This is a genomic window from Pseudomonas sp. GM78 (assembly GCF_000282475.1).
In the GTDB taxonomy this organism is placed as follows: domain Bacteria; phylum Pseudomonadota; class Gammaproteobacteria; order Pseudomonadales; family Pseudomonadaceae; genus Aquipseudomonas.
Genome location: NZ_AKJF01000061.1, coordinates 19,501 through 41,575, shown reverse-complemented (window position 1 = coordinate 41,575; position 22,075 = coordinate 19,501). Strand labels below are relative to the sequence as shown.

Genomic DNA, 22,075 nt, shown 5'->3' with positions numbered 1-22,075 from the left:
CTGCATGGAAAGGAATCGCCATGATCCACGACACGTTCTGGCTGACCACCAGTGACCGCAGCCGTCTCTTCGTCAACCAGTGGCTGCCTGCTGGCGGGCTCAAGGCCGTGATTTTGCTGGCTCACGGCATGGCGGAACACAGCGGCCGCTACGCGCGCCTGGCGGAAAAACTCTGCGAACAGGGCTACGGCGTCTACGCACCCGACCAGCGTGGACATGGCAAAACTGCCGAAGATGGGACGCTCGGCCATTTCGCTGACGAAGGCGGCTGGGCCAAAGTGGTGGGCGACCTGGCGTGCCTCAACCAGCACATCGGCCAGCAACACCCGGGGGCACCCATCGTGCTGCTGGGGCACAGCATGGGCAGCTACATCGCCCAGGCCTATCTGCTGCATCACAGCGCCAGCCTGCACGGGGCCATTCTCAGCGGTTCGAATTTCCAGCCCGTGGCGCTTTATCGAGCGGCCCGGCAAATCGCTCGTCTCGAACGCCTGCGCCAGGGCCCCAAGGGGCGTAGTGCCCTGATCGAATGGCTGTCGTTCGGCTCGTTCAACAAAAAATTCAAACCGGCGCGCACCCGCTTCGACTGGCTCAGCCGTGACCCGGTGGAAGTCGACCTGTACGCAAACGATCCGCTGTGCGGCTTTCGCTGCACCAACCAGCTATGGCTCGATTTGCTCGGCGGGTTGCAGCAAATCAGCAAAGCGTCCAATCTCGCCCAGATCGACCCGGGCCTGCCGCTGCTGGTGATTGGCGGCGAATGTGATCCGGTGAGCGAGGGCAAGCGTCTGAAGGATCTGGCCAACGCATTGCACGAGGCTGGCAGCCAGAGCTTGCAACTGACCGTTTACCCGCAGGCACGGCACGAACTGTTCAACGACATCAACCGTGATGAAGTGACGAGCGACGTGTTGGCCTGGATCAACCAGGCGTTGAGCAGTCCACGACCACACCGAACCGAATAGTTTTTTGTGAATTTTTTAATTCGTCACAGGAATCCAGACACATGACCCAGGTTACCAACACCCCTTACGAAGACCTCGAAGTCGGCCAGACCGCCAGCTTCAGCAAAACCGTCGAAGAGCGCGATATCCAGCTGTTCGCCGCGATGTCGGGCGACCACAACCCGGTACACCTGGACGCCGAATACGCCGCCAGCACCATGTTCAAGGAGCGTATCGCCCACGGCATGTTCAGCGGTGCGCTGATCAGTGCCGCGGTCGCCTGCGAGCTGCCTGGGCCGGGCACTATCTACATCGGCCAGCAGATGAGCTTTCAGAAGCCGGTGAAGATTGGCGACACCCTGACGGTGCGCCTGGAAATCCTCGAGAAACTGCCGAAGTTTCGTGTGCGCATCGCCACTCGCGTGTTCAACCAGCGCGATGAGCTGGTGGTGGATGGCGAGGCGCAGATCCTGGCCCCGCGCAAGCAACAGTCGGTGACCTTGACCGAGTTGCCGCCGATCAGCATTGGCTGATGCCGCTAAAAGATCGCAGCCTACGGCAGCTCCTACAGGGTTTCGCGCTCACTTGTAGGAGCTGCCGCAGGCTGCGATCTTTTGATCTTAAGGTTCCTGCACCTGCACGCTCGCCGTCATCCCCGCACTCAGGTTGAGCCCTTCAGGCACGTTATCAAGTTTGATCCGCACCGGAATCCGTTGCGCCAGCCGAACCCAGTTGAACGTCGGCTCCACCTCTGCCAACAACTGGCCATCCGGCGTGGTATTGCGGTCGGTAATCCCCCGGCTGATGCTTTCCACCCGCCCCTGCAAGGCATCCCCGGCACTCATCAACCAGACCTTCACCGGGTCGCCGACACGAATGCGCGGCAGTTTGGTTTCTTCGAAATACGCCTGCACATAAAAGGTCGAGTCATCGATAAGGGCCATCACCGATTGCCCGGCATTCACATAGTTACCCTGGGCCAGGCGCAGGTTGGTGATGTGGCCGTTGCGCGGGGCGTGGATCTGGCTGCGGTCCAGATTGATTTGCGCGGCCTTGGCTTCGGCCTGGGCTTCACGCAGCTCGCCACGGGCAATGCCGGCGTTGATCTGCGCGTTTTCCCGTAGTTCCGCACTGATTGCCTGCGGCCCGAGGCTGGCGCGTCGGCTGGCTTCGCGCTCGCGCAGGCTGAGTTGCTGCTGGCGGGTTTGCACCACGGCCTGGGCCTTTTCCAGCGCGGCTTCGAAACGGTCGCGGTCAATGCTCAGCAACAGGTCGCCGGCCTTCACCTGCTGGTTGTCGTAGGCCTTGAGCTCGCGCACCCAGCCTGACACATCCGGGGAAATCACCACCACGTCGGCACGAATGCGCGCGTCGCGGGTCCAGGGGGTCAGCATGTAGTACTGCCACAAATGCAAACCTGCAAAAATCGCCACCGCCACCAGGCACAGGGTGACCGCGACACGTACGGAGGTACGCATATTCAACTCCTTACAAAGGTCCGAGGACGACGGTGATCGCGGTCAATACGCAGACGTACAAGGCGCAATCGAATAACGCTTCATGCCATATCCAGCGGCTCGCTGGGGTCAGGCGCAACAACAGGCGCAATGCGCCGGTCACCAGCAGTGCCAGCACCACATAAATCAGGAACGGGCTGAGCAGCACGCCGCCCACCGACCACTCACGCAAGCCCATCGACTTCCTCCTGCTGGCGGCACCAGGCACGCCAGCTGTTTTGCAATTGCAGCACCGCACCCTGGGCCAGCGTCACCGCATCACCGGGGGGCAAGGCGTACAAGGTTTGCAGCAATGCTGCGCTCGGCTCGGCCAATGCCTCGGCGCGACTGCCGGCCGGGCCTTGGCGCAGGATTTTTTCCAAGTCATCGAGATAACGCCGTTGCGGCTCCGTAACCGGTACTTGCGCCACCGCCAGGCTCAAGCGCAGGTGCAGCAATTCATCGCCGATGTCCAGGCCGAGCAAGCCGTCGTCCCAACGACTGCGCGCCGGTTCCGGCAGTTCCGGATAGTGCCGCGCCAGTTGCAGCAAGCGGTCGGCCATGCGCCCGCCGAACCAGCTTTCGGCGCCGGCCAGGTTGCGCCGGGTCAGGCGCACCAGATCGTCCAGGGTTGCCGCCAACAGACGTCGGCCATGCCAGGCCGGATTACGCAGGATCAGCAGATGGAACGCCAGCACCGCAGCACCGACACCGATCACCATGGCCTGCGCGCTGTTGAAGAACGTTGCGACGTCGAACTGCATCTGGTTCAACGGTGCGACCAACACAATGAAATGCAGGCAAAACGAGGTGGCAGTAGCACCGATCTGCGCCTTGGCCATGCCCAGCGCGCCGAAAAACAGCGGCACCCCCATGGCCAGGCACAGCATCGCGAAACTGCTCCACTGCGGCAGTAGAATTTGCCCGACGATAAACGCCGCCGGAATAGCCAGGAAAATCCCCCGCATGAAACTCATGCCGATCTGTGCACCGTTCTCACGACTGGCAAACAGGCTGCATACCACGCAGGTCAATACCAGTGCACCGGCGGCAGCCGGCCAGGCGGTCGCCAGCCAGAAGCACGACACCACCAGGAAGGCCAGTGCGCTGCGGGCACCGAAGACCAGGGCCAAAGACAGATCGCGGTGCGGTGTCAGGGTTCTCGGCGGGTCGAGTGTTTCACCGCCCTGCTCCACCGCTTTCAACGCCGCGTTTGCCGCCAGGGCGGTATCGATCAACAAGGTGAAGCGGACCAGGCAGTAACTCTGCGCAGAACTGATACCCGGATCATGGGAAGCATCGAGCAAACGCGGGCGCAAGGCTTGCAGGGTCGCGCCATCGGCACTGGTCAGCGCCTCCTGAACCTGGTTCATCCAGGGCAATAACTGCCCGGACTCTTGCGCCGCCAACTGCTTCCACTGCCGGCGCACCGAACGGGCAATACGCAGCAGCATCAACAGCTTCTGGCTCAAGCCACTGATGGCCCGCGCTCGTTGGCGGCCGCGGCTGCCCTCGAACCAGGCGTGTTCGCGCTGGGCGTCCACCGCGACGATTCGTCCGAGGATTTCCAGCAGCCCCTTGCGCGCCTGGGCATCACCGGCCAGGGTCGACTGCGCCGCCTTGATGCCGCTTTGCCAGGCAGCCCGGGCCTGATCCGCCAATTGCCGTTCGACCCGCAGCGGCCAGAGCAAGGCACTGCTGGCCGTGGCGCAGATAATCCCGAGGCAGATTTCCGTGCAACGCGCCACCGCCTGATCGAACACCGTCAGCGGATGGTTGATGGCGGGCAAGGCAATGATCGCCACCGTGTAGCCGGCCAGCACAAATGAATAGGACCAGGCGCTGCGCAACAACGTTGAGCTGGCGGTACAAAGCCCCAGCCACAACGCCAGCGCCAACAGGAACAGCCAGGGGGTCTGGGCGAAAACGCCCATGAACACCACCGACATGATTGTCCCGACCAATGTCCCCAGCAGCCGCGCCAAGCCTTTTTGCAAGACCATCCCGGACAACGGCTGGGCCACGATAAAGGCCGTCATCAACGCCCAGGCCGGTTGCTCCAGGCCCCAGCGCAACGCAAGCCACAGCGCAACGCCCCCGCCGATCAAGGTTTTGATCGCGAATTGCACGGCGCGGCGGTCAGGCAGGAACAGGGCCTGCAGAGTGATAGGCACGGAATGGACTCTTGGAAGGACGATTTAACGATAGTCGGCTTGGGCCGTGTAACTTGAAAAACAAATTATTAGCTAGCTATCTATATCCCGTCCAGCAATAAATCCACCCCACAAAAAAACGCCAGACTGGCTGGCGTTTTTGACAGCTAACGAACGCTTACGAGCGTGCGCGAGCCTGGTTACGCAGGGCTTTTACCTGGTCGTGATTGCGTTGTACGCCGTGATACTGGCGCTCAACGATGTCACGAATGCCTACCAGGTTGTGCTTGTTGATTTTTTCCATGGCGTCCCTGTAGGCCTTCAGCGCATGGTCTTCACCACGCTCGGCTTCATTGAGCACGGCCTCTTCGTCCTTGCCGGTGAACATCGACTTCACGTCGACCCAGCGACGGTGCAGATCACCGCTGACACTGGTGGAGGTTTCCGGATCGCCACCCATGGAACGCACGGCGCTCTGCAGTTCTGCCGCCGCTGCGGCGCAGTCGGCCGAGCGTTGCACGAACAGGGTTTTGAGTTCAGGGTGTTTGATGTCTTCAGCGCAAGTCTTGAACCCTTCCTGACCGTCCTTGCTGGTTTCAATCAGGTCGTTGAGTACAGAAATCGCTTCTTTATTCATGTCGGTCATTTTTCAATTCCTTGCGGGTTGATGAAAGATGCAATAGCTATTGCACTCGTCATGCCAGCCCGAAGCCGATCAGTAATTTGTTATTTTTCAATAAGTTAAAATCAACCTAGGAATTCGCATCCGTTTTATTTGCATGATCTGTCATTTGGCCTGCATGCAGAATGCCTGTATTTTCCAGACTGATTGATTCAAGGCGATAGATTGATGAACCCCGAAAAGCTCGAACTGCTGATTACCCGGCAAATGCCCTTTGGCAAATACAAGGGCCGGATCATCGCCGACCTGCCCGGCCCCTACCTCAACTGGTTCGCCCGGGAAGGTTTCCCCCATGGCGAACTGGGTGGCTTGCTGGCCCTGATGCAGGAAATCGATCACAACGGCTTGTCCGAGTTGCTCGAACCCTTGCGCGCCAAACATGGCAAACCCGCACCCCGCCATTGAACCGAGTAACCCATGCCCGATAACACCCGCCGCGCCCGTGATGAAGCTTTCTGGCGAACCTTTGCCGACCGCTACGACGTTCAACCCGGCCCGATCAACCTGGAAAACGGTTACTTCGGGCGTATGTCGCGCACGGTGGTCGAGGAATACCAGCGCAACATCGAGCTGATCAACCGCAGCAACTCGGTGTATGTGCGCCAGCGTTTCGAACAGGGCGAGAGCCAGAAGATCAGCTCGCAGGTGGCCGGTTTGATTGGCGTTGCCGCAGAGAGCGTCGCCCTCACCCGCAACGCGACGGACGGGTTGCAATCGTTGATCCGCAATTACAACCGCTTGAAGCCAGGCGACCAGGTGCTGTTCAGCGACCTGGAGTACGACACGGTCAAGGGCGCCATGCGCTGGCTGGCGCGCAACCGCGGCGTCGAAGTGATCGAGATCCAACACCCGCATCCCGCCAGTTTCGACAGCCTGCTGGGCGCCTACCGCGACGCCTTCACGCGTTACCCGCGACTCAAGCTGATGGCCCTGACCCACGTCACCCACCGCACCGGCCTGGTGATGCCGGTCCAGGCGATTGCAGCCGCAGCCCGGGAACATGGCATCGACGTGATCCTCGACGGTGCCCACGCGCTGGGCCAGTTCGAATTCGATCTCAATGAGCTGGGTATCGACTTCGCCGCCTACAACCTGCACAAGTGGATCGGTGCGCCGCTGACCCTGGGTTTCATCTACATCGCCCCCGAGCGCCTGGCCGACATCGACCCGGACATGGGCGAGATGCATTTCCCGGTCACCGACATCCGCGCCCGCACACCCTACAGCACACCGAACATTCCGGCCTTGCTGACCTTGCCGCTGGTCATCGAGGAACATCATGCGATGGGCGGTTCGGCGGCCAAGGGGGCGCGGCTCAACTACTTGCGCAACCTGTGGGTTAAGCCGGCACGCGAGCTGCCGGGGATCGAAGTCATGACGCCGGACGACCCAAGGCTGTATTGCGGCATCACCTCGATGCGCTTTGTCGCCCATGCCGAGCAGCAGCCGATGGTCGAGCGTTTGCTGCGCGACTACAACCTGTTCACCGTAGTGCGCAGTGGTGCGGCCTGTGGTCCGTGTATCCGCATCACGCCGGGGCTGACCACGACTGCGGCTGACATGATGTTGTTGACCACGGCGTTGACTGAGCTGCGATAACGGACCATCTGTAGGAGCAAGGCTTGCCCGCGATGAGGGCATCCCATTCAACATTGATGTCGACTGACAGGACGCCATCGCGGGCAAGCCTTGCTCCTACAGAGAAACGCGCCGATACCAGGTTTTTTTTGCGGGCAAAAAAAAACGGTGCACCGACCAAGCGCACCGTAAAGCCGTAAAACACACAACTACGTGTCAGGTGAAGCGGATCAGTCCAGCAGCGCCAAGGCCTCGGCGGTGCATTCCTGAATGCGGGCCCAGTCACCGTTCTTGATCCACTCCGGATCAAGCATCCAGCTACCGCCCACGCACATGACGTTTTTCAGCGCCATGTAGCTCTTGATGTTGGCCGGACCTACACCGCCAGTCGGGCAGAATTTCACTTCGCCGAACGGGCCGCCCAGGGCCTTGATGGCCGCGACGCCGCCGCTGACTTCCGCCGGGAACAGTTTGAAGCGGCGATAGCCCAGGCCGTAGCCTTCCATGATGCCCGAGGCGTTGCTGATGCCTGGCAACAGCGGAATCGGGCTGTCGACGCTGGCTTCGAGCAGGTCACGGGTGATGCCTGGCGTGACGATGAACTGCGAACCCGCCGCTTCAGCCGCGGCCAGCATGTGGCGATCGAGCACGGTGCCGGCACCGGTCACCAGCTCCGGACGCTGTTCACGCAGGACCTGGATGGCCTTGAGGCCGAACTGCGAACGCAAGGTCACTTCCAGGGCGGTCAGGCCACCGGCCGCGAGGGCATCGGCCAGCGGCAGGATGTCCTGTTCGCGGGCAATGGTAATCACCGGCAGGATCCGCGCCTTGGCGCAGAGGCTGTCGATCAGGGCAACTTTATCCGCCATGGAAACGGTCGGGGATGGGTTTGTCATAGCGGCTGTTCCTTGGCTCATGGGCACCAGTAAATCTCTAACGTGGGTTGCAGAAAGGCGCGCACCGGCATTTCGGCGACATCGTCACCGGCCAGCGCGAAACTCAGGGTGGTCAGCTTGGACTGACCGGAAATCGACAGGATCTTGTGTTTGGCCGAGGCCAGCAGCGCCCGGCTCATGGTCAGGCGTTGATGCGGCACGGTCGGCGCCAGCATCGGGTAGCAGCGACGGGTGCCATCGGCCTGCAGGGCTTCGGCAAGATTCGGGCTGCCTGGAAATAGTGACGCGGTGTGGCCGTCATCCCCCATACCCAGAACCAGCACGTCGATCACCGGCAGCTCGGAAAGCAATCGATCGGCGTGCTCGGCAGCTTGCTCAAGGTTGGCGCTGGCGCTGTACAAGCTCAAGAACTGAGCCTTGGCCGCGGGCCCCTGCAACAGGTATTTTTTCAGCAGGCCGGCATTGCTGTCGGCATGCTCGACCGGCACCCAGCGCTCGTCGGCGAGGCTGACCACCACGTTCGACCAGTCCAGTGCTTGCTTGGCCAGGTGCTGGAAAAACGCCACCGGGCTGCGGCCACCGGAAACCACCAGGGTCGCCGTACCTTGGGCCTCAATGGCATCGCTCAGCTGCTTGGCCACGTTCAAGGCCAGGCTTTCAGCCAGCAAGACCGGGCTCTTGAACGCATGTGCGTGGACGCCCTTGGGCAGTTTCAAATCAGATATCGCCATACCACGACCTCCCGTCCCGCGTGATCAGTGCAATGGAACTCATCGGTCCCCAGGACCCGGCCGCGTACGGCTTGGGTGCATCACCGGATTTTTTCCACCCGGCGATCAACTGGTCACACCACTTCCACGCGGCTTCGATTTCATCTTTACGGACAAACAGGTTCTGATTGCCGCGCATCACTTCCAGCAACAACCGCTCGTAGGCATCGGGAATCCGTGCGCTGCGCCAGGTGTCGGAAAAATTCAGCTGCAACGGACCGCTGCGCAGCTGCATGCCCTTGTCCAGGCCTTGTTCCTTGGTCATCACACGCAAGGAAATGCCTTCGTCCGGTTGCAGGCGGATAATCAGCTTGTTGCTGATCTGCAGGCGCTGCTCGGGAGCGAAAATGTAGTGCGACGGTTCCTTGAAGTGGATGACGATCTGCGACAGCTTCTGCGGCATGCGCTTGCCGGTGCGCAGGTAAAACGGCACGCCGGCCCAGCGCCAGTTGCGAATGTCGGCACGCAGGGCAACGAAGGTCTCGGTGTCGCTCTGGGTGTTGGAGTTGGGTTCTTCCAGGTAACCGGGCACCGATTTCCCTTCGCTGTAGCCGGCGATGTACTGGCCACGCACCACCTGGGTGGTCAGGCCTTCCGGGCTGATCGGCGCCAGTGCCTTGAGCACTTTGACTTTCTCGTCACGGATGCTGTCGGCGGACAGGTCGGCCGGCGGGTCCATGGCGATCAGGCAGAGCAGTTGCAACAGGTGATTCTGGATCATGTCGCGCAGCTGGCCGGCCTTGTCGAAGTAGCCCCAGCGGCCTTCGATGCCGACCTTCTCGGCCACGGTGATTTCCACGTGGGAGATGTAGTTCTGGTTCCACTGGGTTTCGAACAGGCTGTTGGCAAAACGCAGGGCGATCAGGTTCTGCACGGTTTCCTTGCCCAGATAGTGGTCGATGCGATAGGTGCGGTTCTCCGGGAAGAACTGCGCCACGGCGTCATTGACCTTGCGCGAGGATTCCAGGTCCGAACCGATGGGCTTTTCCAGCACCACACGGGTGTTTTCCGCCAGGCCGACCTTGGCCAGGTTCTCGCAGATCGCGCCGTAGACCGCTGCCGGCGTGGCGAAATAGGCGATAACCCGTTGCGCGCTGCCGGCCGCTTCAGCCAGGGCCACGTAGTCTTCGGACTTGAGGAAGTCGACGTGCAGGTAGCTCAGGCGGGCGAGAAAACGCTCGGCCACGGCTTCGTCCAGCTCTTTGGCACCGACGTAGCGGCGCAGCTCGGACGTGATGAACGCCAGGTGCTCATGCTCGCTGCCAGGCTCACGGGCCAGCGCGATTATCCGCGTGTCCTCGTGCAGGAGGCCTGCGCCATCGAGTTGATAGAGGGCAGGAAACAGCTTGCGCAAGGCCAGATCGCCCAAAGCGCCGAACAAGGCAAAGGTGCACGGTTCAACCGTAATCGAAGGCATGATGTTTGTTCTTTTATCAAGTTAAGCTACAAATACCTTTTTTCAAGGCATCACTCAAGGGAAAATGTAGTAATAACCACAACATTTTCGCAAAATACAGATTCCGAGTGGTGGTCGGTCGGAGCCATCAGTAGGATAGGCCACCGTTACGGGCCTCATCAAAGGCCCTTTTTGCATTAGCCGCGCGCTTGTTGGCGCAGGTGTAAAGGATACTTATATGGACCGCGTGCGAAATTTACTGGAGCAGATCCAGAATCGCCTTGAAGAGCTGAACAAGGCCGAACGCAAAGTGGCCGAGGTGATCCTGCTCAATCCACAGCAGGCCACCCGATTCAGCATCGCCGCCCTCGCCCAGGCCGCCTCGGTCAGCGAGCCGACAGTCAATCGCTTCTGCCGTTCGTTCGGCGTCAGCGGTTACCCCGAGCTCAAGCTGCAGCTGGCCCAGAGCCTTGCCAGTGGCGCCGCCTACGTCAGCCGTGCGGTGGAAGCCGATGACAATCCTGAAGCCTACACGCAGAAAATCTTCGGCAGCGCCATCGCGTCCCTGGACAGCGCTTGCCAGGCCCTGGACCCGAACCTGATCAGCCGCGCCGTCGACCTGTTGATCCAGGCCCGGCAGATCCACTTCTTCGGCCTTGGCGCTTCAGCCCCTGTGGCACTGGATGCCCAGCACAAGTTTTTCCGTTTCAATCTGGCCGTGACTGCCCATGCCGACGTGCTGATGCAGCGCATGATTGCCTCGGTGGCGCACACGGGCGAACTGTTCGTGATCATTTCCTACACCGGCCGTACCCGCGAACTGGTGGAAGTGGCGCGCATCGCCCGGGAGAACGGTGCTTCGGTACTTGGCCTGACCGCCGAGAACTCGCCCCTGGCCAAGGCCAGTACCTTGAGCCTGAACATTCCGCTGCCGGAAGACACCGACATCTACATGCCGATGACTTCGCGCATCATCCAGCTGACCGTGCTGGACGTGCTCGCCACCGGCATGACCTTGCGCCGAGGGGTGGATTTCCAGCCGCATTTGCGCAAGATCAAGGAGAGCTTGAATGCCAGCCGGTATCCGGTTGGAGATGAGTTCAACTAGATCTCTATTGCCTGTTCTGGCCTCTTCGCGGGCAAGCCCGCTCCCACAGGTTCCGCGCCGATTGAAGATTTTGTGCTCGACGCGGACACTGTGGGAGCGGGCTTGCCCGCGAAGACGTCAGCGGCAACACCGCTGAATCATGCTCCAACCCGCGCCTGCAAACTCAAATGCGCCCGCTCCCCAGGTTTCAGGCACAGGCTGTCGGTGCCGCCGCTTGCTGCCTCTACGCAGACGAATTCCGATATCTCATTCCAGCTCACCCCCAGCAATGGCCGTGACCCCGGATGCCAGACCACCGTGTCCGCCGTGTCGCCGGTATCGATGCACAACGCCCTCTCCCAGGCGTGATCGTTGAGCTGCAGTTCGCCGTCATGCTGGAACACCCGCTGGCATCCGCCATCGACGCGCAACTCGCCTTCCTGCTGGCAAACCTGCCGGTTCAACTGGTCGTAACCTTGCGCACCTTCGAGCCCAGACAGCGCTATCTCACTGACATCGCCAATACGCCAGTAAGCGTGCAAAGCCTGGCTCAACTGGCACGGCATGTCGTCCTGATGCTCGGTGCTCAGGCGCAACTCCATGCGCTCGCCCAGATGCGCGTACAGGTCCACCTGCCAATCGCACAGCTCAAGCCGCCAGTGCAGGCGCACGCCATCGTCATCGCTGCCGCTGTCGATCAGTTTCCAGTCGAGCAAACGCGCCCAGCCATGAGAGGGCCAGGCGTTTTCGCTGGGATGACGGCCATACCATGGCCAGCACACCGGCACGCCACCGCGAATGGCCCCGACCTGCGGCCACTTCGCCGCGCACCACAGCCAGGGTTTCTGCCCCTTGGGCTGAAAGTGCAGCAACTGCGCGCCCTGACGACTGAACACCGCCTGACACAGCGGATGATCGATCACCAGCACGTCGCGCTTCTGATAGCGCTCCCATGCGAACACCGGCCGTTCACGCAAGGATTTGAAGAAGCGTTGTAGCGGATGCTCAAGCATGTGCCACGGTCCTGAAAATCATCTGTTACCGGGGTGCGCGGCCCGCAAAAAAAAGCGGACAGCCTTGGCCGTCCGCAAAATGCGCACATGGTGAGGAGCTTATCGCAGTCGCGTTAGAACACCGACTGAATTTTCAGGCCGGCGACCAAAGCGTCATCGACTTCATCGACGCCACCTGGGTGGGTGATGTATTGCAGGTTGGGACGCACGGTCAGCCAGTTGGTCACGTGGAAACCGTAGTTGAGCTCGTAGTTGTATTCGGTGTCACGCAGGGGCGAGAACAGCGGATCGTTGTAGTCGCTGACGCCATTGGAGGCGTTGACCAGCTCGGCGTTTTTCTTCACGTCATCGTTGACATGGATACGGGCGAAACCGATCCCCATGTCATCTTTGGGACGGGCATCGAACGGCCCCTTGTACACAAACATCAGCGACTGGTAGTTGTCGACGATGTTGGTGTCCTTGTCGTGGAACGTGGCGTTGGCGGCAATGTTCAGACCGCGGGTTGCGTCACCGTTATGGCTGGTGAGTTGCTGTTGTGCAACGAACCAGTAGCCGTGCTTGCTGCTGTGGCTGCGATAGGCGTTGCCGCTGGTGGCCGCATCATTGCCGTTGTCGTCTTTAAGGACGTCATCGGCTTTGGCCGTGCTCTTGTAGTAACCGACACGGTATTCGCCCGGCAGGTTGCCAGGGTTAGGCAACCACACCAGTTCGACCGGCAGGACGGTGCCCTCGGTACCACTGCCGCTGAGCTTGAAGCCGTTGCCGTGTTCCAGTTGTGTCGGGTTCTGGTTGTAGGCGCCGATCTGCGCATAGAACTCAGGCGAGATGTTCCACTTCAGGCGGATAGCGGCCTGGCTGATCGGCCAGTTGTACCAGATGTTGGTGGCCCAGTTGCCCACCTGGGAGCCGCAGAACGCCAGGTTCTGGAATTCGCACGGGAAGCTGTTGAAGTCTTCACCCTCACCAAAGTAACCGGCCTTGATGTCGAGTTTGTTGTCGAGGAATTGATGCTTGATCCACAGCTGGGTCAGCCGCACCATGTGGCCCCGACCGTAGACTTCCTGGGAGGAACTCAAGGTGCCGGCACGCGGGTCGCCGATGCGGTCATTGGAGATGTTCTCACCGTTACGGTTGGTGAGCTGGATCTTGGCCTGGGTGTTGTCCCAGCCGAACAGTTTCTCCAGGTCCAGCGCCGCGCCCAGACCAAACTGATCGGCGTAACGGGCAGTCTTGTCGTCATTGAAGCCGCCATGGAGGTTGCCGCCCACTTCACCGACGTAGTCCATCTTGATGTCGATGCCTTGCTCGATCAGCCGGGTCCGTTCGCCACCCCAATCGCCGGTCATCCATTCGGAATCGGCGCTGAACGCTTCAGCCGCGTGAACGCTGCCGGCCAGCATCATGGCCGCAACGGCCGATAACTGGCAGATAAGCTGAGCGCTGTTGTTCTTCTTCATCCCTACTTCCTCGTCTTATTGTTATTAACTTTTTTGTTTAACGCGGTTACATCCAGTGCGGCGGATGACAGGCCACCCGTCACGTATTCCCCCCTGTGGAAACGGCTTTTTGTGGGAGCTGGCTTGCCAGCGATGCCGTCACCTCGGTTCGGCGTCAAACCGAGTCGCTTGCATCGCTGGCAAGCCAGCTCCCACACAACCGCATTCCCACAGTCCTTGATCTTCAGCGGCCTTTGAATTGGGCGACATTGGCCGTGTGCGATTCAGTTTTCGGCAGGCCGGCAACCCCCAGGCGTTCGCCGGTCTTGGCATCGAAGAGCAGCACTTTCGATGGATCGAACTGCAGGGTCAGGGTCTCGCCCACCGCTGGCGCAACATCGGGTGCCAGGCGGCAGCAGACCTTGGTGTCGTTGAGATTGACGAACACCAGGGTGTCGGGCCCGGTCGGTTCGGTGACCTGGACTTCAGCGCGGATGGTCGGCAAACCGTTCGCTTCACCGCTACCTAGCACGATCTGCTCCGGGCGCATGCCGAGGATCACTTCGCGGTCTTCCAGACCGGCGTCCTGCATGCCCAGCGGCAATTCGCAACGGGCCTGGCCGCTGTCGAGCAGCGCCAGCAGGCGACCGTCCTTGCGCTGCAGGCGCAGGGGGATGAAGTTCATCGGCGGCGAACCGATGAAGCTCGCCACGAACAGGTTGGCCGGGTTGTTGTAGATGTCTTTCGGCGTGCCGAACTGCTGGATGATCCCGTCCTTCATCACCGCCACCTTGTCACCCAGGGTCATGGCCTCGATCTGGTCGTGGGTCACGTACACCGTGGTGGTTTTCAGGCGCTGGTGCATCAGTTTCATTTCGGTGCGCATCTCGACCCGCAGCTTGGCGTCGAGGTTGGACAGTGGTTCGTCGAACAGGTAGATCTTCGGCCGCCGCGCCAACGCACGGCCCATCGCCACGCGCTGTTGCTGGCCGCCCGAAAGCTGGCCCGGCTTGCGGCTGAGCAGGTGTTCGATCTGCAACAGCTTGGAAACGCGTGCCACCTCTTCGTCGATTTCCGCGGTCGGCATCTTGCGAATCTTCAGGCCGAAGGCGATGTTGTCGCGCACGCTCATGGTCGGGTACAGCGCGTAGGACTGGAACACCATGGCGATGTCGCGATCTTTCGGGCTCATACCACTGATGTCGGCATCGTCCACCAGGATCGCGCCGCCGCTGATGGTTTCCAGGCCGGCGATGCAGTTCATCAAGGTGGATTTGCCGCAGCCGGACGGGCCGACCAGGATCAGGAATTCCCCGTCATCGATCTTCAGTTCGATGTTTTTCAGGGTGTCCGGCAAGCCGGCGCCGTAGGTCTTGTTGACGTTGCGTAATTCGAGAGTTGCCATGTTCTACCCCTTGACCGCGCCGGACGTCAGCCCACGCAGGAAATACTTGCCAGCGAATATGTAGACCAGCAGTGTCGGCAGCCCGGCGATCATCGCGGCGGCCATATCAACGTTGTATTCCTTGGCCCCGGTGCTGGTGTTGACCAGGTTGTTCAGGGCCACGGTAATTGGCTGGGCATCGCCACTGGCGAAGACCACGCCGAACAGGAAGTCATTCCAGATCTGGGTGAACTGCCAGATCAGGCAGACCATCACGATCGGGATCGACATCGGCAGCAGGATCTTCCAGAAGATCATGAAGAAGCCCGCGCCATCGAGCCGCGCGGCCTTGACCAGCGCATCCGGAATGCTCACGTAGTAGTTGCGGAAGAACAGCGTGGTGAACGCCAGGCCGTAGACCACGTGCACCAGCACAAGGCCCGTGGTGGTGTTGGCCAGGCCGAACTTGCCGAGGGTGAACGAGGCCGGCAGCAGCACGGTCTGGAACGGCAGGAAGCAGCCGAACAGCAACAGGCCGAAGAACAGCTGCGAGCCGCGGAAGCGCCACATCGACAGCACGTAGCCGTTCATGGCGCCGATGAAGGTCGAGATCAGCACCGCCGGCACGGTGATTTTCACCGAGTTCCAGAAGTAGCCGCCGACCACGTCCCAGGCCTTGATCCAGCCGATGCCGTCGATCACGGTCGGCCAGCTCAACAGGTTGCCGGTGCGGATGTCTTCTGGCGTTTTGAAGCTGGTCAGCAGCATCACGATCAGCGGGATCAGGTACACCGCGGCAGCCAGCAACAAGGTGGCGTAGATCGCGATGCGGCTGAAGCTGAGCGACGGTTTTCCGAGTTGATTAGTCATGGCGTTTGCCTCGCAGCTCGGAGTACAGGTACGGCACGAGGATGGTCAGCACCGCGCCGAGCATCAGCATGGCGCTGGCCGAACCGATGCCCATCTGGCCACGGCTGAAGGTGAAGGAATACATGAACATCGCCGGCAGGTCGGACGAGTAGCCAGGACCGCCCGCGGTCATTGCCGCCACCAGGTCGAAGCTCTTGATCGCGATGTGCGCGAGGATCATGAAGGCGCTGAAGAACACCGGACGCAGGCTCGGCAGCACGATCTTCAGGTAGATGGTCGGCAGGCTCGCACCGTCGACTTGCGCGGCACGGATGATCGACTGATCGACACCGCGCAGGCCGGCGAGGAACATCGCCATCACGAACCCGGAGGCTTGCCATACGGCGGCGATCACCAGGCAGTAGACCACGCGATCCTGATCCACCAGCCAGTCCAGGCGAAAGCCTTCCCAGCCCCAGTCACGCAGCATCTTGTCCAGGCCCAGGCCCGGGTTGAGCAGCCATTTCCACGCGGTACCGGTGACGATCATCGATAGCGCCATCGGGTACAGGTAGATGGTGCGGATGAAGCCTTCCTTGCGAATGCGCTGGTCCAGCAGCACGGCGAGGAACACGCCCAGTACCAGGCTGATGCCGATGAACATGCCGCCGAACAGCGCCAGGTTCTTGCTCGCGACCCACCAGCGGTCGTTGTCCATCAGGCGCATGTATTGCTGCAGGCCGACCCACTTGTAGCTCGGCATGAAGCTGGAGTTGGTGAAGGACAGTATGAATGTCCAGATGATGTAACCGTAGAAGCCAACCAACACGATCAGCATGCTCGGCGCGAGTACCAACTTGGGTAACCAGCGTTGCAGCGCATCGAACGGTGAGGCTTTGCTGAAAACCGCCACAGAGCTCATCGGGATAATCCAGGTTTAGAGAAATGATCGACACGCCGATCCCTTGTGGAGCAGGACCCTGTGGGAGCTGGCTTGCCAGCGATGGGATCAACCGGGTTCATAGCCAAACCGAGTCGCCTGCATCGCTGGCAAGCCAGCTCCCACACAATCCCATTCCAATCAGGGTCATGCGGTGTCAGGGATTACTGGGCCGCTTTTACGGCCGACGCCAGTTGGGCGCTGGCCTTGGCCGGGTCGGCGTCCTTGTCGTTCATGAAGTTGGTGACCACGTCGAAGATCGCGCCCTGCACGGCCAGGGAGGTGGCCATGTTGTGCGCCATGCTCGGTTGCAGGCCGCCGTTCTTCTCGTCCGCCAGGAAGTCCTTGGCCGCCGCTTGGGCGCAGGAATCGAAGCCCAGGCCGGCCATGTCGTTCAACATGTCGGTACGCACCGGGATCGAGCCCTTGTTGATGCTGAAGACTTTCTGGAAGTCCTTGCCCAGGGCGACCTTGGCCAGGTCTTGCTGGGCGGCGATGTCACCCTTGCGATCGGCTTTCAACTTGAACACCGCCATCGAGTCGATGTTGTAGGTGAAGGCTTTCTCGGTGCCCGGGAACGCCACGCACTGGTAGTCCTTGCCGGCGACTTTTTTCGCCGCGGTCCACTCGCTCTTGGCCCAGTCGCCCATCATCTGCATGCCGGCCTTGCCGTTGATCACGTCGGCGGCGGCGATGTTCCAGTCACGACCGGCGCGGTTCGGGTCCATGTAGGTGGTGATTTTTTTCAGCTCGGTGAAGGCCTTGGTCATCTCGGCGCCCGAGAGGGTTTTCTGATCCAGGTCTACCAAGGCTTTCTTGTAACCGTCGGCGCCCATGACCGAGAGCACCACGTCTTCAAACACGGTGCTGTCCTGCCAAGGCTGGCCACCGTGGGCGAGCGCGATGAAGCCGGCGGCCTTGAGCTTGTCGCCAGCGGCATAGAATTCTTCGAGGGTGGTCGGCGCCTTGTCGATCCCGGCTTTCTTGAACACTTCCGGGTTGATCCAGAGCCAGTTGACGCGGTGGATGTTCACCGGCACGGCGACGTAATCGCCTTCGTACTTCACGGTGTCGGAGACTTTCACCGGCAGCAGGCTGTCCCAGTTTTCCGACTTGGCGACGTCTTTCAGGGTGTCGGTACTGAGCAGGCCAGTGCTGCCCCACTCCTGGATGTCCGGGCCCTTGATCTGGGCAACGCCCGGCGGGTTACCCGCTACGGCGCGGCTCTTTAGCACGGTCATGGCCGTGGAACCGCCGCCACCGGCGACTGCGCCGTCCTTCCAGGTGAAGCCGTCTTTTTCGACTTGGGCCTTGAGGACATCGACCGCCGCTTTTTCGCCACCCGAGGTCCACCAGTGAACGACTTCCACGGAACCTTTGGATTCGGCGGCAAGCACACTGAGAGGAAGCGCAGACAGGGAGACGAGAGAAATGACAGTAGCGAGGCGAGAAATCGCATTCATCTTGGAAGTACCTTTCTTGTTGTTATGCATGCAAGTCTGGTGCTTGCGCTGCAGGGGATTCTAAACAGGGGACGCCCCTTCGCAGGTAACGAAGGGACGCGCGAATGTCACCGCATGGTTACATGGAATCGCTCTGGGACAATGCCGCCAGCGCACTGGCCATGCTCGGCGCCAGGGGCAGGCGCGGGATCAGGACGGCTTGCCAGGCGTGATAGAGATCGGGTTTGCCGGCCCAGATGTCACCGCTGGGGCGGTTCAATGGGTCGAGTTCGTGGTGCCAGCTGCCGCCTTCGCGGTCGATGAAATGACCCTCACAAAATTCCCAGAACAGGCGGTACCAGTGTTCGTATTGCTCATCGCCCGTGCGTTTGAGCAAGACACTGGCCGCGGCGCTGGCTTCGCAATGGGTCCAGTGCAGGCGATGGCGAACCACCGCCTTGTTGTCCCAGTCGAGGGTGTAGACCATGCCCGGTGCGCCATCGATGTCCCAGCCGTGGCGGCAGTTCTGCTCGAAGAGTTTTTGCGCGTCGGTGACCAGCCATCCCGGGGTGAGCATGCCGGCGCGAACCCGCGCGGCCTCCAGATGCAAGAGCAATCGGGCCCATTCGAAACCGTGACCTGGCGTGGTGCCGTAGGGACGGAAACCGTCGGCCGGGTTGTCATGGTTGTACTCGCGCAGGGGTTGCCAGTCGCGGTCGAAATGCTCGATCACCAGATAGTCATTGGCAGCGGCATGACCATGAATCACCCGCTCGACGATGCGCTGGGCGCGGCACAACCAGCGCTTGTCGTCGGTGACATCGGCCAGGGCGAGGAAGGCTTCGGTGGCGTGCATGTTGCTGTTGGCACCGCGATAGGCTTCCTCGCTGCTCCAGTCGCGGCTGAAGGATTCGCGCAGGGCGCCTTCTTCTTCGCTCCAGAAGCAGCTGTCGATGATGTCGATCGCGTCATCGAGCAAGGCTTGCGCGCCGGGCCGCTGCGCGACCACTGCGGAACTGGCGGCCAGGGCCACGAAGGCATGCAGGTAAGCATTTTTCCCGGTGTCACCGTCGCGGTGTTCGGCCACCGCGAACCAGCCGCCGTGCACGGCATCGCGCAACGGCCCGCGCAGGGCCTGGATGCCGTGGTCCACCAGCTCGGCATAACCCGGCAGGCCCTGGATGTGCGCCATGGCGAAGCTGTGGGTCATGCGCGCGGTGTTCATGGTGTGTGCTTGCGCGTTGGCCGGCAGGTGACCTCGTTCATCGAGATTGCCAAAGCCTTCAGGCAACTTCGAAGCCTTGGCAAACGCCAGCAGGCGCAGGCCTTCGGCGGCGAGCCATTGCTGGTGGGCGGGGGCATTCAGCCAACTGCTGAACGCGGGTTGGAAGGTGTTCATGGAGTGCCTTTTTTGTTGTTATGACTGAGGGGCAGTCTAAACAACGGGCCGTGGCGGGCTTGTAACGAAGGGGGCGAGTTATGTCACCAAGTTGTGACATTTGTCTTGAGATGTAGTGAATCTTCTGACGCCATCGCGGGCAAGCCCGCTCCCACAGAGTCTCTGTTGTTTACAAATATTGTGTTCACAGAAAATCCCTGTGGGAGCGGGCTTGCCCGCGATGAACGATAACGCGGTCTAACTAATCAACACTGCGCGGCAATTGCAGAGTCACCCGCAACCCACCCTCACGCAAATTCTGCAAACTCACTTCCCCCCCATGGCTATGGGCAATGTTGCGCGCAATCCCCAACCCCAACCCATAGCCCTGCTGCTGCCCGGCCAAACGAAAGTGCGGCTCGAACACCTGCTCCAGCCGCTGCTCGGGAACCCCCGGCCCTTCATCATCGACATGCAGGACGAACGCGCTGTCGTCATCATCGATGTGCAGGTGGGCGTTCTGGCCGTATTTCAGGGCGTTGTCGATCAGGTTGCCGATGCAACGCTTGAGCGCCAGCGGTTTGCCCGGATAGGCCGCCAGGGCACGTCCTTGCTGGGTCACGCGACCGTTACCGGTGGGTGACAGGTACGGCTCCACCAGACACTCGAGCACATGATTGAGGTCCACCGGCTCGATGTTTTCGTGAATGTCGGTGTCTTTCACACATTGCAGCGCGCCCTTGACCAGCAGCTCCAGCTCATCCAGATCGCGACCGAACTTGGCTTGCAGCTTTTCGTCTTCCAGCAACTCGACGCGTAGGCGCAAGCGGGTGATGGGCGTGCGCAGGTCATGGGAAATCGCGCTGAACAACTGGCTGCGTTCGGTCAGGTAGCGACTGATGCGCTCGCGCATGGTGTTGAAGGCGCGGCCGACTTCGACCACTTCACTGCCACCGCCTTCGGCCACCGGCTCGACGTCGGCGCCCAGTGACAGGTCCCGCGCCGCCCGCGCCAGGCGCTTGAGCGGCCTGCTTTGCCAGTGCACCAGCAGGCCGATGAACAGCAGCAAAAAGCCGCTGGTGAGCACGATGAACCACACTTGCTGCGCCGGCAGGCCTTGCTCTTCAAGGCTGGTGTAGGGTTCGGGCAACAGCGAGGCGATGTACAACCATTCGCCGGGCGCCATCTGGATCTGCGTGACCAGTACCGGCGGGTTCACCGGCTCCAGGGTCAATGCGTAGTGGGCCCAGGAGCGCGGCAGTTCGTCGAGCTTGAGCCCGCCATTGAAGATCCGCAGGTCTTCGGGGCTGACAAAGGTCACCGAGATGTCGGTGTCCTGCCCCAGGGACTGGCGCAGCACTTCGTCCACCGCCTTGATCACCGCCTCCTTGCGTGGCGTGATCGGCAGCACTTCCATGCCCAGGGGTTTGTCATTGAGCGTCACCACGAACCGTGTGCCGCCCATGCTGCGCAACTGGTCGAGCACCAACGGGCGGTAGGCCACCGGCAACGAGCGCAGGTAACTGACACTGGCGTTCATCGAGTGCGCGAGGCTACGCGCGCTGGTGACCAGGCCTTCGAGCTGGGTCGCACGCAGTTGGGAAACCCAGATCACGCTCGACAATGCCTGGGCGAACAACACCGCGAGTAACGTCAGCAACAACATGCGCCCGAGCAGCGAGCGCGGCACCGGCACGCGGCCGGCCAGCTTGCGCAGGAAATCAGTGACCATTGGCGGCAACCACACTGGCTGCCAACTGATAGCCGCTGCCCCGTACGGTGCGAATCAGTCGCGGCGGTTTTTCCGTATCGCGCAGTCGCTGGCGCAAGCGACTGACCGCCATGTCGACGATGCGATCGAGGGGCATCAAATCGCGGCCACGGGTGGCGTTGCCGATCGTGTCGCGGTCGAGGATTTCCTGCGGGTGATCGAGAAACAGCTTCAACAGGGCGAAATCGGCACCGGACAGGATCACCTCTTCGCCATCGATGTGAAACAGGCGATGGCTGACCATGTCCAGGCGCCAGTCATCGAAGGCCAGCACTTCGCTGCCGGAGCGCTCCTGACCGAACTGCGCCCGGCGTAGCAAGGCCTTGATGCGCGCCTGCAATTCGCGGGGGCTGAAGGGTTTGCCCAGGTAGTCGTCGGCGCCCAGTTCCAGGCCGATGACCCGGTCGGCCTCGTCGGAGCTGGCGGTGAGCATGATGATGGGGACCTGCGACTGGCGCGGGTGCTGGCGAATCCAGCGACACAGGCTGAAACCGTCTTCGTCCGGCAGCATCACGTCAAGGATCACCAGGTCGCTGGGGGCCTCGTTGAGGGCCTGGCGAAAGCCTGCGCCATCGGGCGTGGTACGCACCTGGAACCCGGCGCGGGTCAGGTAGGTGTCCAGCAACTCGCGTATCTCTTGATCGTCATCGACCAACAAAATCGACTTGTTGACTGAGCTCACGGGGCGGCGTCCTTGTTGTTTGAATTGTGCGGATTATGCCTTAAGCACCGATTTTACAAACACCACAAAGCAACTGTAGGAGCGAGCCTGCTCGCGATGGACTCAAACGCACCGCGTGCATTCAGAAAGCACGCGTTATCGTTAACGTCCATCGCGAGCAGGCTCGCTCCTACAG

General features: G+C 61.1%; 21 protein-coding genes. 5 read left to right on the top strand and 16 right to left on the bottom strand.

The features are described 5' to 3' along the window. Positions 1-20 precede the first annotated feature (20 nt). Both PMI35_RS24025 and PMI35_RS24030 read left to right on the top strand, forming a co-directional pair. Positions 21-965, top strand: a complete 945-nt coding sequence (locus PMI35_RS24025) for an alpha/beta hydrolase (RefSeq protein WP_008056794.1) — start codon at positions 21-23, stop codon at positions 963-965. A 41-nt stretch (positions 966-1,006) separates the two neighbouring features. Next, the gene (locus PMI35_RS24030; protein WP_008056792.1) at positions 1,007-1,477 is read left to right on the top strand and encodes a MaoC family dehydratase; all 471 of its coding nucleotides are present in this window, start codon (positions 1,007-1,009) and stop codon (positions 1,475-1,477) included. Positions 1,478-1,564: 87 nt separating this feature from the next. Here PMI35_RS24030 and PMI35_RS24035 read toward each other — a convergent pair whose 3' ends face one another. From PMI35_RS24035 to PMI35_RS24050, 4 genes are all read right to left on the bottom strand, one after another. Continuing rightward, positions 1,565-2,422: an efflux RND transporter periplasmic adaptor subunit gene (locus PMI35_RS24035; RefSeq protein ID WP_008056791.1), complete on the bottom strand. Its 858-nt coding sequence runs from the start codon at positions 2,420-2,422 to the stop codon at positions 1,565-1,567. A 10-nt stretch (positions 2,423-2,432) separates the two neighbouring features. Further along, complete coding sequence (locus tag PMI35_RS24040) at positions 2,433-2,639, bottom strand: DUF1656 domain-containing protein (protein ID WP_008056790.1); 207 nt, start codon at positions 2,637-2,639, stop codon at positions 2,433-2,435. Beyond that, the gene (locus PMI35_RS24045; protein WP_008056788.1) at positions 2,626-4,614 is read right to left on the bottom strand and encodes an FUSC family protein; all 1,989 of its coding nucleotides are present in this window, start codon (positions 4,612-4,614) and stop codon (positions 2,626-2,628) included. Before PMI35_RS24045 ends, PMI35_RS24040 begins: the two co-directional genes overlap by 14 nt. 157 nt (positions 4,615-4,771) lie before the next feature. Next, complete coding sequence (locus tag PMI35_RS24050; RefSeq protein WP_008056786.1) at positions 4,772-5,239, bottom strand: ferritin-like domain-containing protein; 468 nt, start codon at positions 5,237-5,239, stop codon at positions 4,772-4,774. Positions 5,240-5,443: 204 nt separating this feature from the next. Here PMI35_RS24050 and PMI35_RS24055 point away from each other — a divergent pair, with 204 nt between their 5' ends. Both PMI35_RS24055 and PMI35_RS24060 read left to right on the top strand, forming a co-directional pair. Further along, positions 5,444-5,680 carry a DUF3820 family protein gene (locus PMI35_RS24055; protein WP_008056784.1) on the top strand — a complete coding sequence of 79 codons (237 nt, stop codon included), beginning with the start codon at positions 5,444-5,446 and terminating at the stop codon, positions 5,678-5,680. Positions 5,681-5,692: 12 nt separating this feature from the next. Beyond that, positions 5,693-6,874, top strand: a complete 1,182-nt coding sequence (locus PMI35_RS24060) for an aminotransferase class V-fold PLP-dependent enzyme (protein ID WP_008056782.1) — start codon at positions 5,693-5,695, stop codon at positions 6,872-6,874. A 209-nt stretch (positions 6,875-7,083) separates the two neighbouring features. Here PMI35_RS24060 and PMI35_RS24065 read toward each other — a convergent pair whose 3' ends face one another. The 3 genes from PMI35_RS24065 to zwf are packed head-to-tail and all read right to left on the bottom strand — an operon-like array spanning position 7,084 to position 9,936. Beyond that, positions 7,084-7,749 (bottom strand): bifunctional 4-hydroxy-2-oxoglutarate aldolase/2-dehydro-3-deoxy-phosphogluconate aldolase, encoded by a 666-nt coding sequence (locus tag PMI35_RS24065; RefSeq protein ID WP_008056780.1) that lies wholly within the window; start codon positions 7,747-7,749, stop codon positions 7,084-7,086. A 17-nt stretch (positions 7,750-7,766) separates the two neighbouring features. Then, positions 7,767-8,480, bottom strand: a complete 714-nt coding sequence (gene pgl, locus PMI35_RS24070; protein ID WP_008056778.1) for a 6-phosphogluconolactonase — start codon at positions 8,478-8,480, stop codon at positions 7,767-7,769. After that, complete coding sequence (gene zwf / locus PMI35_RS24075) at positions 8,467-9,936, bottom strand: glucose-6-phosphate dehydrogenase (RefSeq protein WP_008056775.1); 1,470 nt, start codon at positions 9,934-9,936, stop codon at positions 8,467-8,469. Before zwf ends, pgl begins: the two co-directional genes overlap by 14 nt. A gap of 226 nt (positions 9,937-10,162) precedes the next feature. On the opposite strand from zwf, the gene PMI35_RS24080 reads away from it, so the two are divergent. Further along, positions 10,163-11,023: a MurR/RpiR family transcriptional regulator gene (locus tag PMI35_RS24080; RefSeq protein WP_170948639.1), complete on the top strand. Its 861-nt coding sequence runs from the start codon at positions 10,163-10,165 to the stop codon at positions 11,021-11,023. Positions 11,024-11,160: 137 nt separating this feature from the next. Here PMI35_RS24080 and PMI35_RS24085 read toward each other — a convergent pair whose 3' ends face one another. The 9 genes from PMI35_RS24085 to PMI35_RS24125 form a co-directional block, all read right to left on the bottom strand. Continuing rightward, positions 11,161-12,015, bottom strand: coding sequence for a D-hexose-6-phosphate mutarotase (locus tag PMI35_RS24085; protein WP_008056774.1), 855 nt, complete (start codon positions 12,013-12,015; stop codon positions 11,161-11,163). 113 nt (positions 12,016-12,128) lie between these two features. Continuing rightward, a complete protein-coding gene (locus PMI35_RS24090; protein WP_008056772.1) occupies positions 12,129-13,475 on the bottom strand; it encodes a carbohydrate porin in 1,347 nt (448 codons plus the stop codon). Positions 13,476-13,698: 223 nt separating this feature from the next. Continuing rightward, on the bottom strand, positions 13,699-14,859 hold the full coding sequence (locus PMI35_RS24095; RefSeq protein WP_008056771.1) for an ABC transporter ATP-binding protein: 1,161 nt from the start codon (positions 14,857-14,859) through the stop codon (positions 13,699-13,701). A gap of 3 nt (positions 14,860-14,862) precedes the next feature. After that, positions 14,863-15,708 carry a carbohydrate ABC transporter permease gene (locus PMI35_RS24100; RefSeq protein WP_008056770.1) on the bottom strand — a complete coding sequence of 282 codons (846 nt, stop codon included), beginning with the start codon at positions 15,706-15,708 and terminating at the stop codon, positions 14,863-14,865. Further along, complete coding sequence (locus PMI35_RS24105; protein WP_008056768.1) at positions 15,701-16,609, bottom strand: carbohydrate ABC transporter permease; 909 nt, start codon at positions 16,607-16,609, stop codon at positions 15,701-15,703. Before PMI35_RS24105 ends, PMI35_RS24100 begins: the two co-directional genes overlap by 8 nt. A 182-nt stretch (positions 16,610-16,791) precedes the next feature. After that, positions 16,792-18,090, bottom strand: a complete 1,299-nt coding sequence (locus PMI35_RS24110; protein ID WP_008056767.1) for an ABC transporter substrate-binding protein — start codon at positions 18,088-18,090, stop codon at positions 16,792-16,794. A gap of 118 nt (positions 18,091-18,208) precedes the next feature. Beyond that, positions 18,209-19,468: a D-mannose isomerase gene (locus PMI35_RS24115; protein ID WP_008056765.1), complete on the bottom strand. Its 1,260-nt coding sequence runs from the start codon at positions 19,466-19,468 to the stop codon at positions 18,209-18,211. Positions 19,469-19,709: 241 nt separating this feature from the next. Continuing rightward, the gene (locus PMI35_RS24120; protein WP_008056764.1) at positions 19,710-21,179 is read right to left on the bottom strand and encodes an ATP-binding protein; all 1,470 of its coding nucleotides are present in this window, start codon (positions 21,177-21,179) and stop codon (positions 19,710-19,712) included. Beyond that, entirely contained in the window at positions 21,169-21,900 is a 732-nt protein-coding gene (locus tag PMI35_RS24125) for a response regulator (RefSeq protein WP_008056763.1), read from the bottom strand. The genes PMI35_RS24120 and PMI35_RS24125 overlap by 11 nt, the downstream gene beginning before the upstream one ends. Positions 21,901-22,075 lie beyond the last annotated feature (175 nt).

Coding starts and splice junctions, on each gene's coding strand:
- PMI35_RS24025 (WP_008056794.1), top strand. CDS start 21: ATGATCCACGACACGTTCTGGCTGACCACCAGTGACCGCAGCCGTCTC.
- PMI35_RS24030 (WP_008056792.1), top strand. CDS start 1,007: ATGACCCAGGTTACCAACACCCCTTACGAAGACCTCGAAGTCGGCCAG.
- PMI35_RS24035 (WP_008056791.1), bottom strand. CDS start 2,422: ATGCGTACCTCCGTACGTGTCGCGGTCACCCTGTGCCTGGTGGCGGTG.
- PMI35_RS24040 (WP_008056790.1), bottom strand. CDS start 2,639: ATGGGCTTGCGTGAGTGGTCGGTGGGCGGCGTGCTGCTCAGCCCGTTC.
- PMI35_RS24050 (WP_008056786.1), bottom strand. CDS start 5,239: ATGACCGACATGAATAAAGAAGCGATTTCTGTACTCAACGACCTGATT.
- PMI35_RS24055 (WP_008056784.1), top strand. CDS start 5,444: ATGAACCCCGAAAAGCTCGAACTGCTGATTACCCGGCAAATGCCCTTT.
- PMI35_RS24060 (WP_008056782.1), top strand. CDS start 5,693: ATGCCCGATAACACCCGCCGCGCCCGTGATGAAGCTTTCTGGCGAACC.
- PMI35_RS24065 (WP_008056780.1), bottom strand. CDS start 7,749: ATGACAAACCCATCCCCGACCGTTTCCATGGCGGATAAAGTTGCCCTG.
- pgl (WP_008056778.1), bottom strand. CDS start 8,480: ATGGCGATATCTGATTTGAAACTGCCCAAGGGCGTCCACGCACATGCG.
- zwf (WP_008056775.1), bottom strand. CDS start 9,936: ATGCCTTCGATTACGGTTGAACCGTGCACCTTTGCCTTGTTCGGCGCT.
- PMI35_RS24085 (WP_008056774.1), bottom strand. CDS start 12,015: ATGCTTGAGCATCCGCTACAACGCTTCTTCAAATCCTTGCGTGAACGG.
- PMI35_RS24090 (WP_008056772.1), bottom strand. CDS start 13,475: ATGAAGAAGAACAACAGCGCTCAGCTTATCTGCCAGTTATCGGCCGTT.
- PMI35_RS24095 (WP_008056771.1), bottom strand. CDS start 14,859: ATGGCAACTCTCGAATTACGCAACGTCAACAAGACCTACGGCGCCGGC.
- PMI35_RS24100 (WP_008056770.1), bottom strand. CDS start 15,708: ATGACTAATCAACTCGGAAAACCGTCGCTCAGCTTCAGCCGCATCGCG.
- PMI35_RS24105 (WP_008056768.1), bottom strand. CDS start 16,609: ATGAGCTCTGTGGCGGTTTTCAGCAAAGCCTCACCGTTCGATGCGCTG.
- PMI35_RS24110 (WP_008056767.1), bottom strand. CDS start 18,090: ATGAATGCGATTTCTCGCCTCGCTACTGTCATTTCTCTCGTCTCCCTG.
- PMI35_RS24115 (WP_008056765.1), bottom strand. CDS start 19,468: ATGAACACCTTCCAACCCGCGTTCAGCAGTTGGCTGAATGCCCCCGCC.
- PMI35_RS24120 (WP_008056764.1), bottom strand. CDS start 21,179: ATGGTCACTGATTTCCTGCGCAAGCTGGCCGGCCGCGTGCCGGTGCCG.